Origin of the sequence: Flavobacterium sp. GSP6, assembly GCF_003984855.1 — a bacterium.
Taxonomy (GTDB): domain Bacteria; phylum Bacteroidota; class Bacteroidia; order Flavobacteriales; family Flavobacteriaceae; genus Flavobacterium.
Window position 1 is genome coordinate 113,211 of sequence record NZ_RYDO01000005.1, and the last position, 19,494, is coordinate 132,704.

Consider the following 19,494-nt stretch of genomic DNA (forward strand, 5'->3'; position numbering starts at 1 on the left):
GATTGATAGCATACGATTAGAATTTTAACGTTTTCAAGGTTTTATTGCTTCGTATGTGCCCTTGGATAATATTTTTAGTGTCCCGGTTATTTTGCATCGGAATGAGGATGTTTCTCAGTATTTCGATATTGTTGATTTGATAATTTAAATCATAAAAAGCATAGCCTTTGTAAATTCCGTTTTCGATCAAAACGGCAGATCTTTCGCTGATGGCTCTGCCTTTGTCAATCAATATCATATTTTGATTTTCGAAACTATTTTTCTCGACAAAAGTAAGAACTCTGATATTGTATTCTTCAGGTGAAACTTTGCTAATACAAGCGCCGTCACATTCTTTTATAGTGTATTGAAAACAGTTGGTTTTAGAAACATACAAACCAGTTAGTTTTTGGCATAAATTATAATGAGAAGTAATTCTGAATAATGCGTTTTTACCCTCTTGCAGGGAGGAAAAGGATGTGATTTCTTTTTTGCGTCCATCTGCTTTTTGAAGCTTTAGGTTGAGATACCCATTTTTATCTTTTTCAGCATAGAGTGCCAGTTGAAAAATACTTTTTCGCTGTGCTCTGTTATATATGGGTTTGTTGATTTTTATTTCCTCGCTTTCTTTTAATAATGCGATCAATTCACTTCCGGTTTCATCATAGGTTACGGAAAACACTTCTGCTTGAATTTTCTTGCATTTTGCAGAAGTTCCTATAAAATGCTGATTGATTCGTTTTTTTATGTTTCGGCTTTTGCCAATGTAAATTAGATTTCCTTTCTCATTATGAATGTAATAGACACCTGTTTTTGCTGGTAATCCGGACACAATATCCAGTAATTTTGGAGCAATTCCTTTTTCGATTTCCAGCTTTATAAAATCTTTTACAATTTCTTTCTCTAAATCTTTTTCTAAAAGAATTTTGAATAATTTGACTGTTGCTAAAGCATCACCACTGGCTCTGTGGCGGTCTGCCATTGGGATTCCAAGCGCACGAACGAGTTTTCCTAGGCTATGGGACGGTTGTTCCGGCAATAATTTTTTTGATAATTCAACCGTACAAAGTGTTCTGGCTTCAAAATCGTATCCTAATCGTCTGAATTCGGTTCTCAAGATTCTGTAATCAAAAGAAGCATTATGAGCCACGATAATACAATCGTTTGTCATTTCGATGATGCGTTTTGCTACTTCAAAAAACTTGGGAGCAGATTGCAACATGGCATTATTAATACCGGTAAGTTTAACTACAAAAGGTTGAATTGGGATTTCCGGATTTACCAAACTAATGAACTGATCCACGACCTCATGTCCATCAAATTTATAGATAGCGATTTCAGTGATTCCCTCTTCGTTGAATTGTCCTCCTGTGGTTTCTATGTCTAGTATTGCGTACAAAATAAGTATTCAGTGTTCAGTTTTTAGTATTCAGTTTTGAAGTAGAGATTTTTAAATCTGAAATGCTTCGCCAGTTCGCTACCGCTCGGGTCAATATTCGTTAATCTCAAATCAAAAGTCAATTTCTTCCTCCAAAGATACTACTTCCAATGCGAACCATCGTACTTCCGCATTCAATTGCAAGTTGATAATCACCGGACATTCCCATAGAAAGAATGGTAAATTGTGAATTTTGAATTTTGAATTGATCAAAAATAGATTTCAGATGGGTGAATTCTTTCTTGATTTGATCTTTCTTGTCTGTAAAAGTTGCCATTCCCATTAATCCAACGATTCTAATGTTTTTCAATTCCTGGAATTCGTTTGAGGATAGGAGTGAAGCAAGTTCTTCTTGGTCAAGACCAAATTTAGTTTCTTCTTCGGCAATATGCATTTGTAATAAACAATCAATAATTCTATTGCTTTTTAGTGCTTGTTTGTTGATTTCCTGTAGCAATTTCAAACTATCCACACCGTGAATCAAGCTCACAAATGGCGCCATAAATTTGACTTTATTGGTCTGAACATGGCCTATCATGTGCCATTGAATATCTTTGGGCATTTGTTCCCATTTCTCCGCCATTTCCTGGATTTTATTTTCTCCAAAAATGCGTTGACCGGCCTCATACCCTTCCATTAAATCCGAAACAGGTTTGGTCTTTGAAACCGCAACTAAGGTTATATGTTCCGGTAAAGTGGATTTTATTTGGAGTAAATTATTTTTTATTGGCATTTTAATGTTTAAATTTTAATGTGTTAAAGTTCATACACGACTAATCCGCTTCTAAACTTTGGTTCAATATACGTACTTTTTGGAGGCATTATTAAATTGGCATCGGCCAAGGCTTTTATTTCTCCAATATTGGATGGAAATAATATGAAACCGATTTCAAATTCTCCTTGATCAATTTTGTTTTTTACTTCCAATACGGATTGTTTTCCTGAAAGGTATTCTATTCGCTCATCATTGCGTAAATCTTCGATGGCAAGAATAGGCAATAACACTTTTTTGTATAAAATTTGTGTGTCTAAACTATCCAAAGCCGTTAAGAAAACTTCATTTTCTTTTCGTAAAATTAAGCTATAAAATTCATTGTCCAGATACATTCCGAATTGATGCTTTTGAGAAGGCTGAAAAGGCTGCTGAAATTTGTTTGTAACAATGAAATTCTTTTCTAATTCCTTTATCAAATTTTCTTTCGAGAAACCGTTTAAATCTTTTACCAAGCGATTGAATTCATATATTTTGACATTGTTTTCAGAAATTAAATAGCTCAGAATATGATTTTTGGCTGCGTTGTCTGGATCATCATTTTCCTCGGATAATAATTTTAAGGCTTCGGTACGGTGATGGCCATCTGCAATATAAAGACTATCTGTTTTTTCAAAAATGTTCTGAAGCCAATTGATTTCTAACGCATCTTCAATTTTCCATAAGTAGTGAATTTCTTTTTTGGTGGTTGAAAACTCAAAATCGGCTAATTTTTGGGTACAATTAAAAATCCAGTTTTCAATCGTTTTATTATCCGGATAGGTCATCAAAACCGGTTCCGTATTGAACTCAGAATATTTCATGTAGTCTTTTAATAATCGGACTCTGAAAGCGATAATATCTTCGTGTTTTTTGATGATATTGTTGCAATAATCAGCTACACTAGTACCTACGATAATTCCGGTAAAAGAGTGCTTTTTAGTTACAATTTTATGAATATAAATCGCGGGTTTTTTGTCTTTTACTAAAATTATTTCATTTTTGAAATCCTCATATTTTTGATGTACTTGGCGGTATCTTTTTTCAAAAGAAACAGTTTCCTGATTGGTGTAAGCAGGTTTTAGTATGTGCAAAAAAGACAACGGATTGAAATCCAATTGCGCCGCTAATTCCGCATTTACATATTCTTCATACGAACGGCAAGTAACAAGGCAAACCTTATCACGAGTGGGACGAACAGCTTTGAAAGGGACAATTTTAGCCATAATAATATAAAAAGTGAAAAGTGAAAATCTGAGAATTTAAAGGTATTAACTTTAGGCCCTCAATTTTTAAACATTACAATTATATAAATTGTTTAGAAATCTTCTCGGCTTTTTTGCTTCCAGAATAATCGTAAAAACCTTCCCCTGATTTCACACCCATTTTTCCGGCACGAACCATATTTACCAATAACGGACAAGGTGCATATTTTGGGTTTTTAAAACCGTCGTACATCACGTTCAAAATGGCTAAACATACATCAAGACCAATAAAATCTGCTAGTTGCAAAGGTCCCATCGGGTGTCCCATTCCAAGTTTCATCACCGTGTCAATTTCATAAACACCAGCCACTTTGTTGTATAAAGTTTCGACCGCTTCGTTAATCATGGGCATCAAGATTCTATTGGCAACAAAACCAGGATAATCGTTGACTTCAACAGGCGTTTTTCCTAACTTCTCGGAAAGATTCATGATGATTTTTGTCACTTCATCAGAAGTATTATAACCACGAATAATTTCCACCAGTTTCATTATTGGCACCGGATTCATAAAGTGCATACCGATAACGCGTTCCGGATGTGCCACAACGGCTCCAATTTGAGTAATTGAGATAGAAGAAGTATTAGTTGCCAAAATTGTATTATGAGAACAAGCTTCGTTCAATTGCTTGAAGATATTCAGTTTTAATGCTACATTTTCAGTGGCCGCTTCAATCACTAAATCAACCCCTACAACGCCATCTTTGATATCCGTATAGGTGATTATGTTAGTAATCGTCTTAGCCTTGTCTTCTTGGGTGATACTTCCTTTTGCAATCATTCGGTCTAAATTAGCGGCGATAGTGGCCATTCCTTTATCCAATGATTGTTCTGAAACATCTATTAATTTTACGGTAAAACCACTTTGTGCAAAGGTGTGAGCAATTCCATTCCCCATTGTTCCTGCTCCGATTACGGCAATTGTTTTCATTCTTATTTTGGATTAAAATAGTTTAATATTTATGTAAAAATTATTTTTTAAAACAATCAATAATTTGATACGCAACACGAAGCGCTTCAGAGGCTTGTTCCAATGTCACAATTGGTGTTGAATCAGTATTTATGGCATCTGCAAATGATTCCAGTTCATCCAGAATAGCATTGTTTTGTTCTACATCTGGATTGGAAAAGTAGATTTGTTTTTTTACACCTTCCGCATTTTGTAAAATCATATCAAAATCGCCTGGAACTTCCGGAGCATCTTTCATTTTTACAACCTCACATTTCTTTTCTAAGAAATCTACGGAGATGTATGCGTCTTTCTGGAAAAAACGAGATTTACGCATGTTTTTCATCGAAATTCGGCTCGCTGTTAAATTAGCAACACAACCGTTTTCAAACTCTATTCTTGCATTGGCAATATCCGGTGTATCACTGATAACTGAAACACCGCTAGCACTAATATTTTTTACTTTTGATTGTACAACACTCAAAATGGCATCAATATCATGAATCATCAAATCTAAGACTACAGGAACATCAGTTCCGCGAGGATTGAATTCAGCCAGACGATGCGATTCAATAAACATAGGGTTTTCGATCATGTTTTTGGTAGCGATGAATGCTGGATTGAAACGTTCCACATGCCCCACCTGACCTTTAACATTATATTCTTTTGATAAAGCGATAATTTCTTCGGCCTCTTCGACCGTATTTGAAATAGGTTTTTCAATAAAAACATGCTTGCCGGATTTGATGGCTACTTTGGCACATTTGTAGTGAGAAAGGGTTGGGGTAACAATATCGATTACATCAACGGCATGAATAAGGGTGGCAATTGTGCTAAAATGTTTGTATCCAAATTCTTTAGAAACCTTTTCGGCGTTCTCTTGATTTGGATCATAAAATCCCACTAATTCATATTTTTTAGATTGTTGTAATAAACGCAAATGTATTTTTCCTAGATGGCCAGCACCTAATACTCCAATTTTCAGCATAATGATGTAATTTTTACAAAAATAACAATAAAATGATTAATCTATTATTGATACCGGACAATTCTTCAGTTAATTTAAAATTTAAAATCCAACATTTGAATTCAGAAATTGTTTTCTATTTTTACCAAAATAAAACAATAAACTTTGAAAGACACAGGCAAACATCAAGGACTTCGGAATCAATTAGTAAGCGTTTTAGAGCAAAAAGGAATTACTGACAAAAGTGTTTTGGAGGCGATAAAAAAGATTCCAAGACATTTATTTTTAAATTCCAGTTTTGAAGATTATGCCTATCAAGACAAAGCATTTCCTATTGCTGCAGGCCAAACGATATCGCAACCGTACACTGTTGCTTTTCAATCCCAATTATTAGAAGTCAAAAAAGAACACAAAATTTTAGAAATAGGAACAGGTTCAGGGTATCAAACAGCTGTTCTATGCCTTTTAGGTGCCAAAGTATTTAGTGTAGAAAGACAGAAAGAATTGTTTAAGCAAACCTCAATTTTATTTCCAAAACTGAATATTAGGCCCAAATATCTCTCTTTTGGAGATGGATACAAAGGATTACCAAATTACGCTCCTTTTGATAGTATTATAGTAACTGCAGGCGCTCCGTTTATTCCGCAACCGTTGATGGCGCAACTCAAAATAGGAGGAAGGCTAGTTATTCCACTAGGTACAGAGGTGCAGATTATGACCTTATTAATCAGAAAAAATGAAACTCAATTTGAGAAACATGAGTTTGGAGAGTTTCGATTTGTTCCTTTATTAGAAGATAAAAATTAAAATCCCATCCCCAACCCTTCCCAAGGGGAAGGGAGCAGAAGATGAATTTTATTGACCAATAATGGTTAAATACCGCTCTAAACTTTCTTTTTCTATTTGAGCAATGAATAACAAAAAATCTTCTTTGTTGTTTTTAGTTTGTGCAGTTTCCAGTGTTTGATAATAGCGCATTCTACTTTCATAATCCCCTTTTATATTGGCAATTATGTAACCATGCTGCAATAAAACCAAGTTCATGACTAAGCGCGAAGTCCTGCCATTTCCATCAATAAAGGGATGAATAGTAACCAAGCGTTCATGCATTTCGGCAGCTAAAATTATCGGATGTAAGGTTGATTTATTAGTTTCATACCAAATAAAAAAATCTTCCATTGCTTTGGCGACTAAAAAAGGTTGTGGAGGCACGTAACTGCTTCCTTGAATCATCACCTGGACTTTTCTATAGCTACCTGCATCTTCGGGTTGAATTCCTCTCAAAATAAGATTGTGGATAGAAAGAACTTCTCGTTCCTTTATAGCAGTATTTTTTTGCATTAAATCTTTGATATAAGCAATGGCTTCCTGATGATTAATGACTTCCAGATGTTCCCGCATACTTTTTCCAGAAATCGTCAAACCTTCATTGATAACTAAATCCGTTTCGCGTAAAGTCATTGTGTTTCCCTCGATGCGATTACTTTCAAACGTATATTCTAGCTCTAATGCTTGTGCAATCCGATAGCTGTCAAATTGGCGAAACCCATCCAGTTGTATCTTCAAAGTATCTATTTCATCTAAAATTTTCTGAAGAGTTACCGATAATTTTTTCTTTATTGGTTTGCTTTGATATCTAATTTCTTGCTCTGCAACCAATAATGCTTTTAGAGCAAATTCATCCTGACCAATTTCATAAAGAATTTTTTCTTTAAGCCAAGCGACCATGATTGTTTCTAAATCTATTTCTAGTAAAGATGCTAATTTTACGACTTGGTCTCTTGTAGGTTTTCTAGTTCCACTTTCAAACTTACTGATTAAGGCTTGATCAATTGCTAAAAGTTGTGCGACTTCTCTAGTTTTGAGTCCTTTTTGTTCTCTTGCGTTTTTGAGTAGTGTTTTCATTTAAAAAAATGCTTTAAATTGTCTTGACAAATTTAGTCATTTTTTATAAATAAAATAATAATTAATACATTACTTTCTTAATTTAAAATGATTTTTTGATTCGGTCTAGATCCCGTTTCGTATCTTGTTCTTTGAGAGATTCACGTTTGTCATAGGTTTTCTTTCCTTTGCAAAGACCAATTTGGAGTTTGGCCAATCCTTTTTCATTAGTAAACAATTTCAAAGGAACTATTGTCAATCCTTTTGCTTGAACACTTTTCAGCAAACCTTTTAATTCCTTTTTTTTTAAAAGTAATTTGCGCTCGCTTCTTGCCTTGTGGTTGAACTGATTACCAAAAGTATATTCTTCAATATAGGTGTTTATCGCAAAAAGTTCGTTATTGCTAAATTCACAAAAACTTTCTGTGATGTTTGCTTTTCCTAATCTAATGGATTTGATTTCCGTTCCAGCCAAAACAATTCCTGCATTGAAGGTTTCGATTATTTCATAGTCAAATCGGGCTCTCTTATTGAATATATTTATTGTTTTTAACATAGCGTGCAAAGGTAACAAAAATTAAAGGTTTAGCAATTATTTAGTCCAATTTCAGCAATTGGAATGTGATTGCTTCATCAACCATAGTTACGATATAAAGATTACCAAAAGTTTTATCTTGAATGTCAGTAAATGAGTTTTGATTTATCATTTGATTGACAAATTTTGGTATTGTGTTACTATGTCCCACAATTAAAATTTTTTTTCCTATCGTTTCTTTTTTGAAAACTTCAATAGGTATATTTTTAGGATCATACAGCTTAACCTTCATCTTCTTTGTTGTCGCGGTTGGACTTGCAGTTTGTAAAGTTCTTTTGTAATCCGTTGAATAGATTTCATCAAAACTAATTTCTGAGAATATTGTATTCCATTTTTCAGCTCTTTTCAACCCTTTTTCAGATAAATCTGGATTTTGAGAATTATCTACTTTCTCGGCATGACGAATAAAGTAATAGGTGGTGGTGCTTTGTCCAAAACTGATATTTAAAAATAACAGTGTAAACAGTGCGAGAAATTTTTTCATTTGAATCAATTTTAAAAAAAAAGTATTTGGGATTTTAATATCTTTGCAAAATGGAACACTTAAAATCGAAAGATCCGCTTCACGGAATTACACTCCAAAAAATAGTAGAGCAACTAGTGGATCATTACGGATTTGATACTTTGGGGGAACTCATTAAAGTAAAATGCTTTACAGATAAACCAAGTGTAAAATCCAGTTTGACTTTTTTACGAAAAACAGATTGGGCACGAAAACAAGTGGAAGATTTGTATATAAAATCAGAAGCTAAATTGCCCAAATAAATCTAGTTTAATTTATAGGAAACCATAAAACCGCCTCTGTAGGGCAACCATTCGCCACTTTTATTGTACCCTTTCGCCGATTCATATCGTTCTCCCGTAGCTAAGTCATATCCTTTATAAAAACCTTGATGCGAACCACCGCCTAAGAAACAATCTAACATAAATTTATCATTTATTTTTATTTGATATCCAATTGTTGCACCTATAAAATATCCAACGCCTTTTTCATACAAAGTAGTATTTATATAATTCCATTTTTGGAAATTAAATATACTTGCCCCAATATGTGCTCCTGCATAAAAACCATTGTATTTTTCTTTGAAATGATAACGATATTCAGGTGTGAAAGTATAAAACTCTCTAGGTTTACCATTTATTGATTTCCATAAAGAGGCTGTAATATCAAATTGAAAAGTAGATTTTTTTCCAATGCTGGTTTCAATACCTACATTAGGAATGGTCAATAAAGTAGTCATAGCATTTGCTTTTATATACGTTTGACTTTGGGATACAATACAGAAGAGAAAAAAAGAAACAATAAATAATTTTTTCATAAAAAGTGTTTTCTATTATTTAGACCAATAGCTTATTGGAGAAAATCAAAGACAAATGTAAAATATTTATCTGTAAGGTTTTTATGTTTTTAATTTATATTAGTCACGCAACTAAATTTTAAATAAAAAGGACATAAAATTAGTATTTGTTCAAAAGAGAATAAATTAGAGTATCAAAAAAACGACCATCAAAAAATTCATTTTCTTTTAAATGTCCTTCTCTGACAAACCCATTTTTTTCTAAAACTTTTGCAGATGCATCGTTATCAGGATCAATCATCGCTTCAATGGAATGCAATTTCATGATTTGAAAACCATAATTAACAGCTTCTTTCACTGCTTCAGATACAATTCCTTTTCCATGATATTCAGGTAATAACATATAGCCAATTTCGGCACGATAATGTTCGGGTTTTATTCTGTAATGACCAATAACTCCAATAAGTTTTGGGTTGTCTTTCAACGTAATAGCCCAATTGATACCTTCATTAGCTTCAATTTTTGTATCGATCATTGCAATGTGTTCCAAGGCATCTTCGTTCGTTTTTACTAAAGGTCTTGGAATATATTTCATAGTTTCTGGATTGGATCGCAATTCGAAAATTTCTTTAATGTCATTAGTGTTTACTCTTCTCAAAAGCAAGCGTTCGGTTTCTAAATCAGGAAATGGACTAAAATTTATAGCTAACATATCTTAGTAATTAAAGGATTTCGATACTGTATTTTGATTGGAACGTTTCCTTGGTTTCTAGAATTTGAATGCCTTCTTTTTCAAATAGATTTTCGGAACTTTCATTGGTATCCGAATAACCAAACCAAGGTTCAATACAAATAAATGCCGCATTTATTTTGGTCCAAATCCCTAAGCTTGGAAAATCATCAAAATGTATTTTTAGAATTGGATTTTTATTTTCTAAAATAGTCAACGAGTTGGATTTTAATGTTTTGAAAATCAAAGCATCGTTTTCAAACAACTCATACGTCAGCGGAATATATTTATTAAGAACGTCTAATTTCTTCGTTTTATTTGAAATTAAATCATCCTCCAAAAGATAATATTTCAATGGTTCTTCTTTTTCAAAAGCAATAGCATAACTCTCGAATTGATTTGGCAAAGCAAAAGCAGGATGTGCGCCAATAGCAAACGGCATTGCAGTTTTTCCGTTGTTGATTACTTTATATGCAATCGATAAATTATGCCCGTGTAATGTGTAAATGATTTGCAATTCAAAGTCAAACGGATATGCTTTTAAAGTTTCTTCAGAAGAGTGTAGGGAGAAAACAGCACTGTTTTCTGTTGCATTGATCAATTCAAACTCCATATCTCTGGCAAAGCCGTGTCGCGATAAATGATATTCCATTGCATTATAGTGAAAGGAATTATTTTTTAAAGTCCCAACAATTGGGAATAAAACAGGAGCGTGCTTGCCCCAAAATACCGGATTTCCTTCCCAGATGTATTCTCTATCGTGGTTTGTTTTTAAAGAAATTAATTCAGCTCCAAAATGTTTAATTTCTGCAGTGAGATTCGAGTTTTTAATTAGAGTTGTCAAAATTATTTTTTCGGGTTACTTTAAAAATGGTTTTCTGGCGTAAATATATTTTATAATTTTTAATTCTGATACGCTTTAAACATGATTTTATTGATTTATAATGGAATCAATTCGATCTCAATAGTTCAAAATCCTCTTTTTTTTCATTAATTTGTGATATAAACAATTAGAAAATGAAAAAAATTCGTCGCGGAGTCATGCTGCATTTGGCTTTATTATTGGGATTTACATCTATTTGGGCACAGCAAACCCCAGCAAATGCATCCGGTAATGCAGTTTCTAACTACGATTATCATGATGCTTTTGCTCCGTTTTTTTATTCCAAAAACGGAACAAGTACACGATCTGCGAGTGGTCAGCCTGGAGCTGAATATTGGCAAAATAGCGCTGATTATAAATTAACGGCAAAACTGGATGAAAAAAGTAACGAAATTTCGGGTACAGGAATCATCACCTATACGAACAACAGTCCGGATAAAATGGCTTTTGTTTGGATGAATGTAGACCAGAATTTATTCAAAGCGGATTCCCGTGGAAATGCAGTTGTTCTAATTACAGGAAGTAGAAATGGGGCTCAAGGCCAAATTTTTGATGGCGGACATAAAATAAAATCAGTCAAAGTAATTACTACTGTAAAAGGAAAATCAACTGAAGCAGAAGTTAAGTACATTATTACGGATACTAGAATGCAGGTATTTCTCCCGCAAGTATTAAATGCTAAAGGCGGTTCTGTTAAAATAAAAATCGACTTTTCGTTTATAGCTCCTTTTGAAGGATCAGACAGAATGGGGATTTTGGAAACTAAAAACGGAAAAATTTTCACCATAGCACAGTGGTATCCACGTATGTGTGTCTATGATGATGTACGAGGCTGGAATACGAATCCGTATCTTGGAGCGTCGGAATTTTATTTAGAATATGGTGATTTTGATGTCAGTATTACAGCACCATCCAATCATATTGTGGTGGCTTCCGGCGAATTACTGAATCCTACCACAGTCTATTCTGCCGAAGAGCAAAAGCGTTTAGCGCAAGCAAAACAAAGTGATAAAACAGTTTTTATCCGTACTGCTGCCGAAGTTGAAAATTCATCAAAAATGATTACTGCAACTACTAAAACGTGGAATTACAAAATCACAAATGCCCGTGATTTCTCTTGGTCCTCTTCAGCAGTATTTATTTTAGACGCAGCAAAAATCAATTTACCTAGCGGTAAAAAATCATTGGCAATTTCCGTTTATCCGATAGAAAGTGCCGGAGATGCCGCATGGGGACGTTCCACAGAATATACAAAGGCTACTATAGAAAATTATTCAAAAAGATGGTTAGAATATCCGTATCCAGCGGCTACAAATGTTGCCGGAAATGAAGGCGGAATGGAATATCCAGGAATTGTTTTTTGTAGCTGGGAGTCAAAAGGAGCAGATTTATGGGGTGTTACAGATCATGAATTTGGTCATATTTGGTTTCCTATGATTGTAGGATCCAATGAAAGACTGTTTGCCTGGATGGATGAGGGTTTCAATACTTTTATTAATTCATTGAGTTCAGTAGATTTTAATAATGGGGAATATAAAGAGCCGCGTGCGGATATGCATCAAAGGGCAGAAGTGTACACGAGTCCAAATCTGGAAACCATAATGAGTTCTCCGGATAACATGAAAGAGTCTAATATAGGTCTTTTGGCGTATTCGAAACCAAGTTCAGGATTAGTGATTTTAAGAGAGCAAGTTCTTGGGCCGGAACGATTTGATCGGGCTTTGAAAACTTATATTGAGCGTTGGGCATACAAACATCCGCAACCGGACGATTTCTTTCGAACAATAGAAAATGTTGCTGGAGAAGATTTGAGTTGGTTCTGGCGTGGTTGGTTTCAATACAATTGGCGTTTAGACCAAGGGATTAATTCAATCAAATACGTGAAAAACGACCCAAAACAAGGAGTTGTAATTTCGATTGAAAACTTCGAAAAAATGACTATGCCGGTAAGTTTAGACGTAAAAACGAAAAGCGGAAAAATAACGCGCGTTCAATTGCCGGTAGAAGTTTGGCAAAAAAATAAAGCGTGGTCTTTTAAACACAATTCGACGGAAGAAATCGAAAGTATCACACTAGATCCGGATCATGTTTTACCGGACAGCAACACAGCAAATAACACCTGGACAGCAGACAAAGGATTGATTGAAAAAGATGTGATTCTGGATGGGTATTTAGGAACTTTTTCTACATCAATGGCGCCTATAAAAATTGTTTTTTCAGAGAAAAATGGGTTGTTAAATGTTTTGATTACCAATTATCCAAGCTTTTCCGTGGAGCCAACTGGAAAAAATACGTTTGCATCGAAACTTGCGGGACTTAAATTTGAATTTAATGACAGTCTAATGGGATTTGATATGTTGATTCCTGATGGGCAAAAAATACCGTTTACAAGAGATAAGTAAGTCGAAAGTTTAAAAGTCGTAAAGTCAAAAGAATTAACTTTAAGTAAAATAGCTTTAAATCAGATTGTTACATAATTTTATCCTGATTTTAAAATACGACATTATACCATGGTTATTACATAAATAGTCATAAAATATTAAAAAAAGAAAAGACTTGTAGGAATTAGATCCACAAGTCTTTTTTATGTGTTATATTTTTCTATTCTAAATTTACTCAGGAATTTGCTGGCTTAGGCAATGCAATGTTCCAAAACCCCAAATAAAATCAGTAGCACTGATCCCAATGATTTCTCGATCAGGAAAACATTCTGCAAGGATGTTCAATGCTTTTCGGTCGTTACTGTCGTTAAAAGTAGGTACCAAAACACAATTGTTCAAAATTAGAAAATTGGCATAACTGGCAGGCAATCGCAAGCCATCAAATTCCAGCTGTTTTGGCATTGGTAGAGTCACAATTATAGGTGATTTTCCATTTTCTAGTTTGGCATTTTGTAAGCGTTTTAAATTGTCTTGCAACGGTTTGTAATTATTATCCGTTGGATCTGTTTCTACAATAGTCACAATAGTATCTTCATTCACAAATCGACATAAATCATCAATATGGCCGTGCGTATCATCACCTTCAATTCCATTGCCTAACCAAATTACATTGGTTATCCCAAGATATTCCCTGAAAACGGCTTCATAATCGGCTTTAGTGAAATTGGGATTCCGAACCTGAATATCCGGATGCATCAAGCATTCTTCTGAAGTCAATAAAGTTCCTCTTCCGTTAGTATCAATCGCGCCACCTTCTACAATTACCGGTTTTCCTTTGTATAAAACTTGAGTAATAGGAATATTCAGAAATTCTCCTACTTTGGCAGGAACAAATTTATCTAATTGAATGTTTTTATATTTTGCCCAACCATTAAAATTAAAGTTCAAAGCTTCTCTTTCGGCTCCGTTTTTGACAATTATCGGACCTGAATCACGCATCCAACTTCTGTTGGTTTTATGAATGATGTAGGAAACATTTGTTAGCACAACATGAGCTGTTTCCAGCATCGTATTGACTTTCTCTTTTTGGTTTTCATCAGCAACTACTAAAAAGACTTGCTCAAAAGAAGCTGCTTTTTTAATGAATTCTACAAAAGCCCATTGAACAGTCTCGTATTTCCCCGGCCAGTCTTTACCGTTATGCGGAAAACAAAGTAAAATGCCTTGTTGCTTTTCCCATTCAGCTGGAAATCTTCTATTATTTGTAGTCATACAGCATATCTAATTTTAAAGTCTGCAAATATAAACATTCAGTAGGATTTTAAAATAGTTTGCAACCATTCATTTCCAATATTTCATAAATTTATAAGAATAGTTTTGGTAATGATTATATAATATTTAGTTAATTCTTGTTGGTCTTCAGCTAGTTATTTTTGATAAAAATTAAAAATACACTTATGAAGAAATATGGTATTACACTATTAGCGGCAATTATGGTATTGTCAAGTTGCGAAAAGGATTCTGATAAAGAGGGATCTCCTGAGTTGGTTATCAATGAAAACGCTGCCACTTTCAAAGAAATTGGTTCAATTGTGATTGGTGGTGCCGGAGCTGCTGAAATAAGTGCGTATGATGAGGTTTCTAAAAAGTTATTTACCGTAAACAACAGTAATACGAATAGAATTGATGTTATCGACTTATCTAATCCATCAAGTCCGGTTTTTGTAGCAAGTATCGATTTAACGCCGTTTAATGGAACTTCAAATAGCGTTGCAACTTTTAATGGCAAATTAGCAGTTGCATTAGAAGCAAAACCAAATAAGCAAGATGCAGGAAAGGTGGTCGTTCTTGATACGGCTAAGTACAGTGTCATCAAAGAAATTACGGTTGGTGCTTTACCGGATATGATTACTTTCTCTCCTGACGGAAATTATATCATGACTGCCAATGAAGGTGAGCCAAATGATACGTATTCTATAGATCCCGACGGTTCTGTTTCGATTATCGCAGTCAATAATAATTATGCAGTGACGACTTTAAATTTCGGAAGTTTTAGCAATCAATTGAGTACATTGAAAACCAAAGGATTCAGAATTGCAAGTCCAACTAATAATTTTGCCTCAGATATTGAACCGGAATACATCACGATTTCTGCTGATTCAAAAACGGCTTGGGTGACTTTACAGGAAAATAACGGAGTAGCTAAAATTGATTTGGCAACCAAAACGATCACTACTATTTTTCCTTTAGGTTTTAAAGACTACAATCTTGCCGAAAATGCTATTGACATTAGTGATAAAGATGGAGGTGTTTTGGCTAATACATGGAAAGTTAAAGGAATGTTTCAACCCGATGCAATTAGTAATTTTGAAATAAATAATATTCCTTATTTTGTTACTGCAAATGAAGGAGATGCTAGAGAATATAGTGCTTTTGTTGATGTAAAAAGAATTAGCAGCTCTTCGGTTGTTCTGGATCCATTAGCGTTTCCTAATGCGGCGGCTTTAAAAGCTGAGGCAAGTATGGGAAGATTGAATATCAATACCAAAATGGGTGATACGGACGGCGATGGTGATTTTGATGAATTAGTTTCTTTTGGAGCCCGTTCGTTCTCTATTTGGAATGGAAACACAGGAGAAATGGTTTATGATAGTAAAAATGAATTAGACAAGAAAGCGCAAGAGTTTGGTGTCTATGATGACAATCGAAGTGATGATAAATCAGTAGAACCAGAATCAGTTGTTGTTGCTAAAATGGGACAAAAAACTATTCTTTTCGTTGGATTGGAAAGAGCAGATGCTCTTATGGTGTATGATGTCACTATTCCAGCAACTCCAAAATTTTTACAGATTTTAAAAACAGGTGATGCACCAGAAGGGTTACTTTTTATTCCAGCTTCGAAAAGTCCAACCAAAAGAAGTTTAGTAGTGGTGAGCAGTGAAGGTGACGGTACCGTTAAAATATTTCAACCAGATTTAAATTAAAAGTAGAAGTTTTAAATAAAATCCCTGCTTAGAATAATTTCTTAGCAGGGATTTTTTAATTATATAATGACGATTTAGTCGATGGCTCTTTTTGTAATATCACCAAAAGCATCAATTCTTCTGTCTCTGAAAAATGGCCAGTTCTGACGCACATTTTCCTGTAAGTCTAAATCTACTTCAGCAATCAGGATTTCTTCTTTGTCGTGTGAGGCTTGCGCCAAAATTTCGCCTTGTGGTCCAGCAATAAATGAAGATCCCCAAAACTGAATTCCCGCCGTATCAGGCAAGTACTGTTCTAAGCCAATTCTATTTGCAGCAGCAACATAAACGCCATTCGCAACCGCATGTCCCTTCATAACACTCATCCAAGCGCCATGTTGGTTTTCGCCGTATTGTTCTTTTTCTTGTGGATGCCATCCAATTGCGGTTGGGTAAAACAATACTTCAGCACCTTGTAGAGCCGTCAAACGAGCTGCTTCCGGATACCATTGATCCCAACAAATCAGCGTTCCAACCTTTCCTTTTTTAGTTGGAATCGTTTTAAAGCCCAAATCACCGGGGGTGAAATAGAATTTTTCATAAAAATGAGGATCGTCCGGAATGTGCATTTTGCGGTATAATCCTGCTTCGGAACCATCAGTATCAATAATGTAGGCGCTATTGTGGTATATTCCTGCCATTCTTTTTTCGAAGAAAGGAACAATAATTACTACTCCTAATTCTTTTGCCAAAGCACTAAAAGCGATAAAAGAAGTACTATACAAAGGTTCTGCTAAAGCAAAGTTATCTACATCTTCACTTTGACAAAAATAATGACTGCTGTATAATTCCGGCAACGAAATAACTTCGGCACCTTGATTTGCTGCATCACGAACCCAACTTAAACATTTTTTTAGATTGTTTTCGGCAATATCATTAAGGTTTAATTGGATGACTGCTATTTTGTATTTCTTGTTTGGCATGACTAAAATTTTAGACTGCAAAAATAGTGAATTTTATAAAGAGTAGAAAATAGAGATAATGTGTTTTTTTTAGGATTTTAATTAGTCGTTGTTCATATTTATTGGTTTTTTTAGATTTACACTTACTTTTAAAGAATTTGTACATGGATATAGAGAACATTTACTTTAAACATCCAGATTTTGAGCCATAGAAAAAATTAATATAAAATTGGCACTAACAAAACAAGGAGGTTTTATTTTTGTAGGTAGTATTACAGCGAATAAAAGGGGTCAAGTTTTTACTTTACCAAAATACTGTAATTTAGTATTTATTAAATTTTTACAATTATGAAAGAAGAATTCAAAATCATCGATAAAGAAGACATAACTCTTCTTAAATTTCCACAAACAGACGTCCTTAACGATGTTGACGAAATAAAAACTAGAATAAGTGAGATCAACAGGGCTTTAGCATTGGGTAATTTAGAACATTCAAAAATTAAAATTTACTTTGAGGATAACGAATCAAAAAAAATAGTTGATACAACGGTTTGGGGTGTTACAGACAAAAATGTGATATTAAAGCAAGGTGTGATGATTCCAATTCACAGAATATATAAGTTGTTTTAGTATATTGGTATTCTTTAATTCTTTGGTGCAGTTTTTTAGATCACTTTCTGTGCAAGCAAGTGTTCTGCTCTTGCCGTTACAAATTTATAGTAGTCAGTTTTTGTTGATATTCATGAGTGAGACTAAAGTGTCTTTACTTTTTGCCAATTATCTTTTTAAACAGGGTTACAATTCCCAAGACAATAGCACCAAATACAAGGCCGATTATAAATTCAGTTATTATGGACGGTATTTGTGGTAGTATGTCGTGCAGGAACGGAATTTCATGTACAAATATGCCGCCAGCCACTAATAATAAAGCGATTGTACCTATTACGGATAAACTTTTGATGACTTTTGGCAAGGCTTGTACCAGAATATTTCCTAACGTTTTTGAAAAACTTTTCTCTTTGGAACTCAGTTGCATCAGTTTTAAACCTGCTTCATCCATTCGGATAATTAGGGCCACAATGCCGTAAACACCAACGGTTGCTATGATTGCAATGATAGAAACTACCATTATTTGTGATGAAATGGGTTTGCCAATTACAGTTCCCAATGCAATAATTACGATTTCTACTGATAAAATAAAATCGGTTACTATAGCTGATTTGATTTTTTCTTTTTCGAAAGCTAAAATTTGTTCCTCGGTCAACAGTTCCATTAAAATTTCGTGTTTTGCATGTTCGTGGGGGAAGAAGTATTCGTATATTTTTTCGGCGCCTTCGTAAGCTAAATAAAGTCCGCCAAGTACTAAAATTATGATAACAGCTACCGGTAAAAATGCACTCAGTAGAAAGGCGATGGGTAAAATGATTACTTTATTTAGGAAAGAACCTTTTGTAATTGCCCATAATACGGGGAGTTCTCTTGACGAAATAAATCCGGAAGCTTTCTCGGCATTTACGGCTAAATCATCACCTAAAATACCAGCCGTTTTTTTGGCTGCAATTTTACTCATTACTGCAACATCATCCATGATTGCTGCGATATCATCTAATAGTGCGAAAAAACCTGATGCCATTTTGATTGTTTTTTACAGCGCGGATTTTGGTATTGTTGTACCCAAATCTAATCTACGCATATTGATTGTTTAGTGATGCGAAGCTACTACTTTTTGATTTACTCTATTTATAAAACAGGTAAATTTTTAGTTAATATTCACCCAAAATCTTTCTGTAGTAGCGATACTGTTTTTAATTACATTTGAAATAAAAATAAGTATGCAATTTAAACATGTATTTAAAGCTAAATTAGATTGGCTTTTTTCCAAGAAGGAAGCGGCGACGTATACTAAAAGTCATACCATAACTATTGATGGTAAGACTGTTTTAAATGTTTCGGCTGCTAAAGCTTTCAAAGGAGATCCTGCTTTGTACAATCCTGAAGACCTGTTATTGAGTAGCGTGGTATCCTGTCACATGATGTCTTACTTGTATGTTTGTAAACAAAATGGTATCGACGTGATAACCTATACGGACGAGGCAGAGGCAACTCTGGAAATTTCGGACGACGGTAGCGGGCGCTTTATTGTGATTAAACTGAATCCAAAAGTTCGGATTACTAACAAAGAAAAAGTAGAAGAGGCACTTAGCTTGCATAAAAAAGCAAACAAACTCTGTTTTATAGCCAATTCGTGTAATTTTCCAATTGTACACTTTCCAACTTGTGAAGTTGCAGGTATAAATTAAAGTTGGAATGTCGTTTTTACTTTTTTGTGGATTTTAATTATAAAATGGCAAGCAAATCAGCTGGTTTACTTCAAAAAAACTGTAAAGTATAAAAAAACACTAGCCTTTCGACCAGTGTTTTCATAAGTTTAAATGTTTCTAGAAACTTGAGA

20 protein-coding genes are annotated in these 19,494 nt (G+C 34.2%); 6 read left to right on the forward strand and 14 right to left on the reverse strand.

What is annotated here, in order from left to right:
* Positions 1-16: 16 nt before the first annotated feature.
* The 5 genes from EKM03_RS07330 to EKM03_RS07350 form a co-directional block, all read right to left on the reverse strand.
* Positions 17-1,378: an exonuclease domain-containing protein gene (locus EKM03_RS07330; RefSeq protein ID WP_126740101.1), complete on the reverse strand. Its 1,362-nt coding sequence runs from the start codon at positions 1,376-1,378 to the stop codon at positions 17-19.
* 118 nt (positions 1,379-1,496) lie between these two features.
* A complete protein-coding gene (locus tag EKM03_RS07335) occupies positions 1,497-2,150 on the reverse strand; it encodes a YggS family pyridoxal phosphate-dependent enzyme (RefSeq protein WP_126553643.1) in 654 nt (217 codons plus the stop codon).
* A 23-nt stretch (positions 2,151-2,173) separates the two neighbouring features.
* On the reverse strand, positions 2,174-3,394 hold the full coding sequence (locus EKM03_RS07340) for a DUF1015 domain-containing protein (protein WP_126462905.1): 1,221 nt from the start codon (positions 3,392-3,394) through the stop codon (positions 2,174-2,176).
* A 79-nt stretch (positions 3,395-3,473) separates the two neighbouring features.
* On the reverse strand, positions 3,474-4,361 hold the full coding sequence (locus EKM03_RS07345; protein ID WP_126553648.1) for a 3-hydroxyacyl-CoA dehydrogenase family protein: 888 nt from the start codon (positions 4,359-4,361) through the stop codon (positions 3,474-3,476).
* 40 nt (positions 4,362-4,401) lie between these two features.
* On the reverse strand, positions 4,402-5,367 hold the full coding sequence (locus EKM03_RS07350) for a Gfo/Idh/MocA family protein (RefSeq protein ID WP_126462899.1): 966 nt from the start codon (positions 5,365-5,367) through the stop codon (positions 4,402-4,404).
* A 144-nt stretch (positions 5,368-5,511) separates the two neighbouring features.
* Here EKM03_RS07350 and EKM03_RS07355 point away from each other — a divergent pair, with 144 nt between their 5' ends.
* The gene (locus tag EKM03_RS07355) at positions 5,512-6,153 is read left to right on the forward strand and encodes a protein-L-isoaspartate(D-aspartate) O-methyltransferase (protein WP_126462896.1); all 642 of its coding nucleotides are present in this window, start codon (positions 5,512-5,514) and stop codon (positions 6,151-6,153) included.
* Positions 6,154-6,201: 48 nt separating this feature from the next.
* Here the strand turns inward: EKM03_RS07355 and EKM03_RS07360 are convergent, their stop codons facing one another.
* From EKM03_RS07360 to EKM03_RS07370, 3 genes are all read right to left on the reverse strand, one after another.
* Positions 6,202-7,251 (reverse strand): Fic family protein, encoded by a 1,050-nt coding sequence (locus EKM03_RS07360; protein WP_126462893.1) that lies wholly within the window; start codon positions 7,249-7,251, stop codon positions 6,202-6,204.
* Positions 7,252-7,333: 82 nt separating this feature from the next.
* Complete coding sequence (gene smpB, locus EKM03_RS07365; RefSeq protein WP_091204586.1) at positions 7,334-7,786, reverse strand: SsrA-binding protein SmpB; 453 nt, start codon at positions 7,784-7,786, stop codon at positions 7,334-7,336.
* Positions 7,787-7,826: 40 nt separating this feature from the next.
* Entirely contained in the window at positions 7,827-8,309 is a 483-nt protein-coding gene (locus tag EKM03_RS07370; protein ID WP_126462890.1) for a histidine phosphatase family protein, read from the reverse strand.
* Between the two features lie 50 nt (positions 8,310-8,359).
* Here EKM03_RS07370 and EKM03_RS07375 point away from each other — a divergent pair, with 50 nt between their 5' ends.
* The gene (locus tag EKM03_RS07375) at positions 8,360-8,590 is read left to right on the forward strand and encodes a VF530 family DNA-binding protein (protein ID WP_126553652.1); all 231 of its coding nucleotides are present in this window, start codon (positions 8,360-8,362) and stop codon (positions 8,588-8,590) included.
* Between the two features lie 2 nt (positions 8,591-8,592).
* Here the strand turns inward: EKM03_RS07375 and EKM03_RS07380 are convergent, their stop codons facing one another.
* From EKM03_RS07380 to EKM03_RS07390, 3 genes are all read right to left on the reverse strand, one after another.
* The gene (locus EKM03_RS07380; RefSeq protein WP_126462884.1) at positions 8,593-9,144 is read right to left on the reverse strand and encodes a DUF3575 domain-containing protein; all 552 of its coding nucleotides are present in this window, start codon (positions 9,142-9,144) and stop codon (positions 8,593-8,595) included.
* 139 nt (positions 9,145-9,283) lie between these two features.
* Positions 9,284-9,835: a GNAT family N-acetyltransferase gene (locus tag EKM03_RS07385; protein WP_126564227.1), complete on the reverse strand. Its 552-nt coding sequence runs from the start codon at positions 9,833-9,835 to the stop codon at positions 9,284-9,286.
* A 10-nt stretch (positions 9,836-9,845) separates the two neighbouring features.
* On the reverse strand, positions 9,846-10,697 hold the full coding sequence (locus tag EKM03_RS07390; RefSeq protein ID WP_126553656.1) for an aldose 1-epimerase family protein: 852 nt from the start codon (positions 10,695-10,697) through the stop codon (positions 9,846-9,848).
* Between the two features lie 173 nt (positions 10,698-10,870).
* Between EKM03_RS07390 and EKM03_RS07395 the strand changes: the two genes are divergently transcribed.
* Positions 10,871-13,138 (forward strand): M1 family metallopeptidase, encoded by a 2,268-nt coding sequence (locus tag EKM03_RS07395; RefSeq protein WP_126740102.1) that lies wholly within the window; start codon positions 10,871-10,873, stop codon positions 13,136-13,138.
* A 210-nt stretch (positions 13,139-13,348) separates the two neighbouring features.
* Here the strand turns inward: EKM03_RS07395 and EKM03_RS07400 are convergent, their stop codons facing one another.
* Positions 13,349-14,389: an agmatine/peptidylarginine deiminase gene (locus tag EKM03_RS07400; RefSeq protein ID WP_126562384.1), complete on the reverse strand. Its 1,041-nt coding sequence runs from the start codon at positions 14,387-14,389 to the stop codon at positions 13,349-13,351.
* Between the two features lie 185 nt (positions 14,390-14,574).
* On the opposite strand from EKM03_RS07400, the gene EKM03_RS07405 reads away from it, so the two are divergent.
* Entirely contained in the window at positions 14,575-16,101 is a 1,527-nt protein-coding gene (locus EKM03_RS07405; protein ID WP_126562383.1) for a choice-of-anchor I family protein, read from the forward strand.
* 74 nt (positions 16,102-16,175) lie between these two features.
* Here EKM03_RS07405 and EKM03_RS07410 read toward each other — a convergent pair whose 3' ends face one another.
* Positions 16,176-17,063 (reverse strand): carbon-nitrogen hydrolase, encoded by an 888-nt coding sequence (locus tag EKM03_RS07410; RefSeq protein ID WP_126462866.1) that lies wholly within the window; start codon positions 17,061-17,063, stop codon positions 16,176-16,178.
* A gap of 327 nt (positions 17,064-17,390) precedes the next feature.
* Between EKM03_RS07410 and EKM03_RS07415 the strand changes: the two genes are divergently transcribed.
* The gene (locus EKM03_RS07415) at positions 17,391-17,672 is read left to right on the forward strand and encodes a hypothetical protein (protein ID WP_126452385.1); all 282 of its coding nucleotides are present in this window, start codon (positions 17,391-17,393) and stop codon (positions 17,670-17,672) included.
* A gap of 133 nt (positions 17,673-17,805) precedes the next feature.
* Here the strand turns inward: EKM03_RS07415 and EKM03_RS07420 are convergent, their stop codons facing one another.
* Positions 17,806-18,675 carry a DUF808 domain-containing protein gene (locus tag EKM03_RS07420; RefSeq protein ID WP_126462863.1) on the reverse strand — a complete coding sequence of 290 codons (870 nt, stop codon included), beginning with the start codon at positions 18,673-18,675 and terminating at the stop codon, positions 17,806-17,808.
* Positions 18,676-18,874: 199 nt separating this feature from the next.
* Here EKM03_RS07420 and EKM03_RS07425 point away from each other — a divergent pair, with 199 nt between their 5' ends.
* On the forward strand, positions 18,875-19,342 hold the full coding sequence (locus tag EKM03_RS07425; protein WP_126462860.1) for an OsmC family protein: 468 nt from the start codon (positions 18,875-18,877) through the stop codon (positions 19,340-19,342).
* Positions 19,343-19,494: the final 152 nt, after the last annotated feature.

What these genes read in the sequence shown, in the direction of transcription:
- EKM03_RS07370 (WP_126462890.1), bottom strand. Translation starts at nt 8,309, where the DNA reads ATGAAAAAATTTCTCGCACTGTTTACACTGTTATTTTTAAATATCAGT.
- EKM03_RS07385 (WP_126564227.1), bottom strand. Translation starts at nt 9,835, where the DNA reads ATGTTAGCTATAAATTTTAGTCCATTTCCTGATTTAGAAACCGAACGC.
- EKM03_RS07420 (WP_126462863.1), bottom strand. Translation starts at nt 18,675, where the DNA reads ATGGCATCAGGTTTTTTCGCACTATTAGATGATATCGCAGCAATCATG.
- smpB (WP_091204586.1), bottom strand. Translation starts at nt 7,786, where the DNA reads ATGTTAAAAACAATAAATATATTCAATAAGAGAGCCCGATTTGACTAT.
- EKM03_RS07345 (WP_126553648.1), bottom strand. Translation starts at nt 4,361, where the DNA reads ATGAAAACAATTGCCGTAATCGGAGCAGGAACAATGGGGAATGGAATT.
- EKM03_RS07400 (WP_126562384.1), bottom strand. Translation starts at nt 14,389, where the DNA reads ATGACTACAAATAATAGAAGATTTCCAGCTGAATGGGAAAAGCAACAA.
- EKM03_RS07375 (WP_126553652.1), top strand. Translation starts at nt 8,360, where the DNA reads ATGGAACACTTAAAATCGAAAGATCCGCTTCACGGAATTACACTCCAA.
- EKM03_RS07380 (WP_126462884.1), bottom strand. Translation starts at nt 9,144, where the DNA reads ATGAAAAAATTATTTATTGTTTCTTTTTTTCTCTTCTGTATTGTATCC.
- EKM03_RS07410 (WP_126462866.1), bottom strand. Translation starts at nt 17,063, where the DNA reads ATGCCAAACAAGAAATACAAAATAGCAGTCATCCAATTAAACCTTAAT.
- EKM03_RS07405 (WP_126562383.1), top strand. Translation starts at nt 14,575, where the DNA reads ATGAAGAAATATGGTATTACACTATTAGCGGCAATTATGGTATTGTCA.
- EKM03_RS07335 (WP_126553643.1), bottom strand. Translation starts at nt 2,150, where the DNA reads ATGCCAATAAAAAATAATTTACTCCAAATAAAATCCACTTTACCGGAA.
- EKM03_RS07350 (WP_126462899.1), bottom strand. Translation starts at nt 5,367, where the DNA reads ATGCTGAAAATTGGAGTATTAGGTGCTGGCCATCTAGGAAAAATACAT.
- EKM03_RS07340 (WP_126462905.1), bottom strand. Translation starts at nt 3,394, where the DNA reads ATGGCTAAAATTGTCCCTTTCAAAGCTGTTCGTCCCACTCGTGATAAG.
- EKM03_RS07395 (WP_126740102.1), top strand. Translation starts at nt 10,871, where the DNA reads ATGAAAAAAATTCGTCGCGGAGTCATGCTGCATTTGGCTTTATTATTG.
- EKM03_RS07360 (WP_126462893.1), bottom strand. Translation starts at nt 7,251, where the DNA reads ATGAAAACACTACTCAAAAACGCAAGAGAACAAAAAGGACTCAAAACT.
- EKM03_RS07415 (WP_126452385.1), top strand. Translation starts at nt 17,391, where the DNA reads ATGAAAGAAGAATTCAAAATCATCGATAAAGAAGACATAACTCTTCTT.
- EKM03_RS07425 (WP_126462860.1), top strand. Translation starts at nt 18,875, where the DNA reads ATGCAATTTAAACATGTATTTAAAGCTAAATTAGATTGGCTTTTTTCC.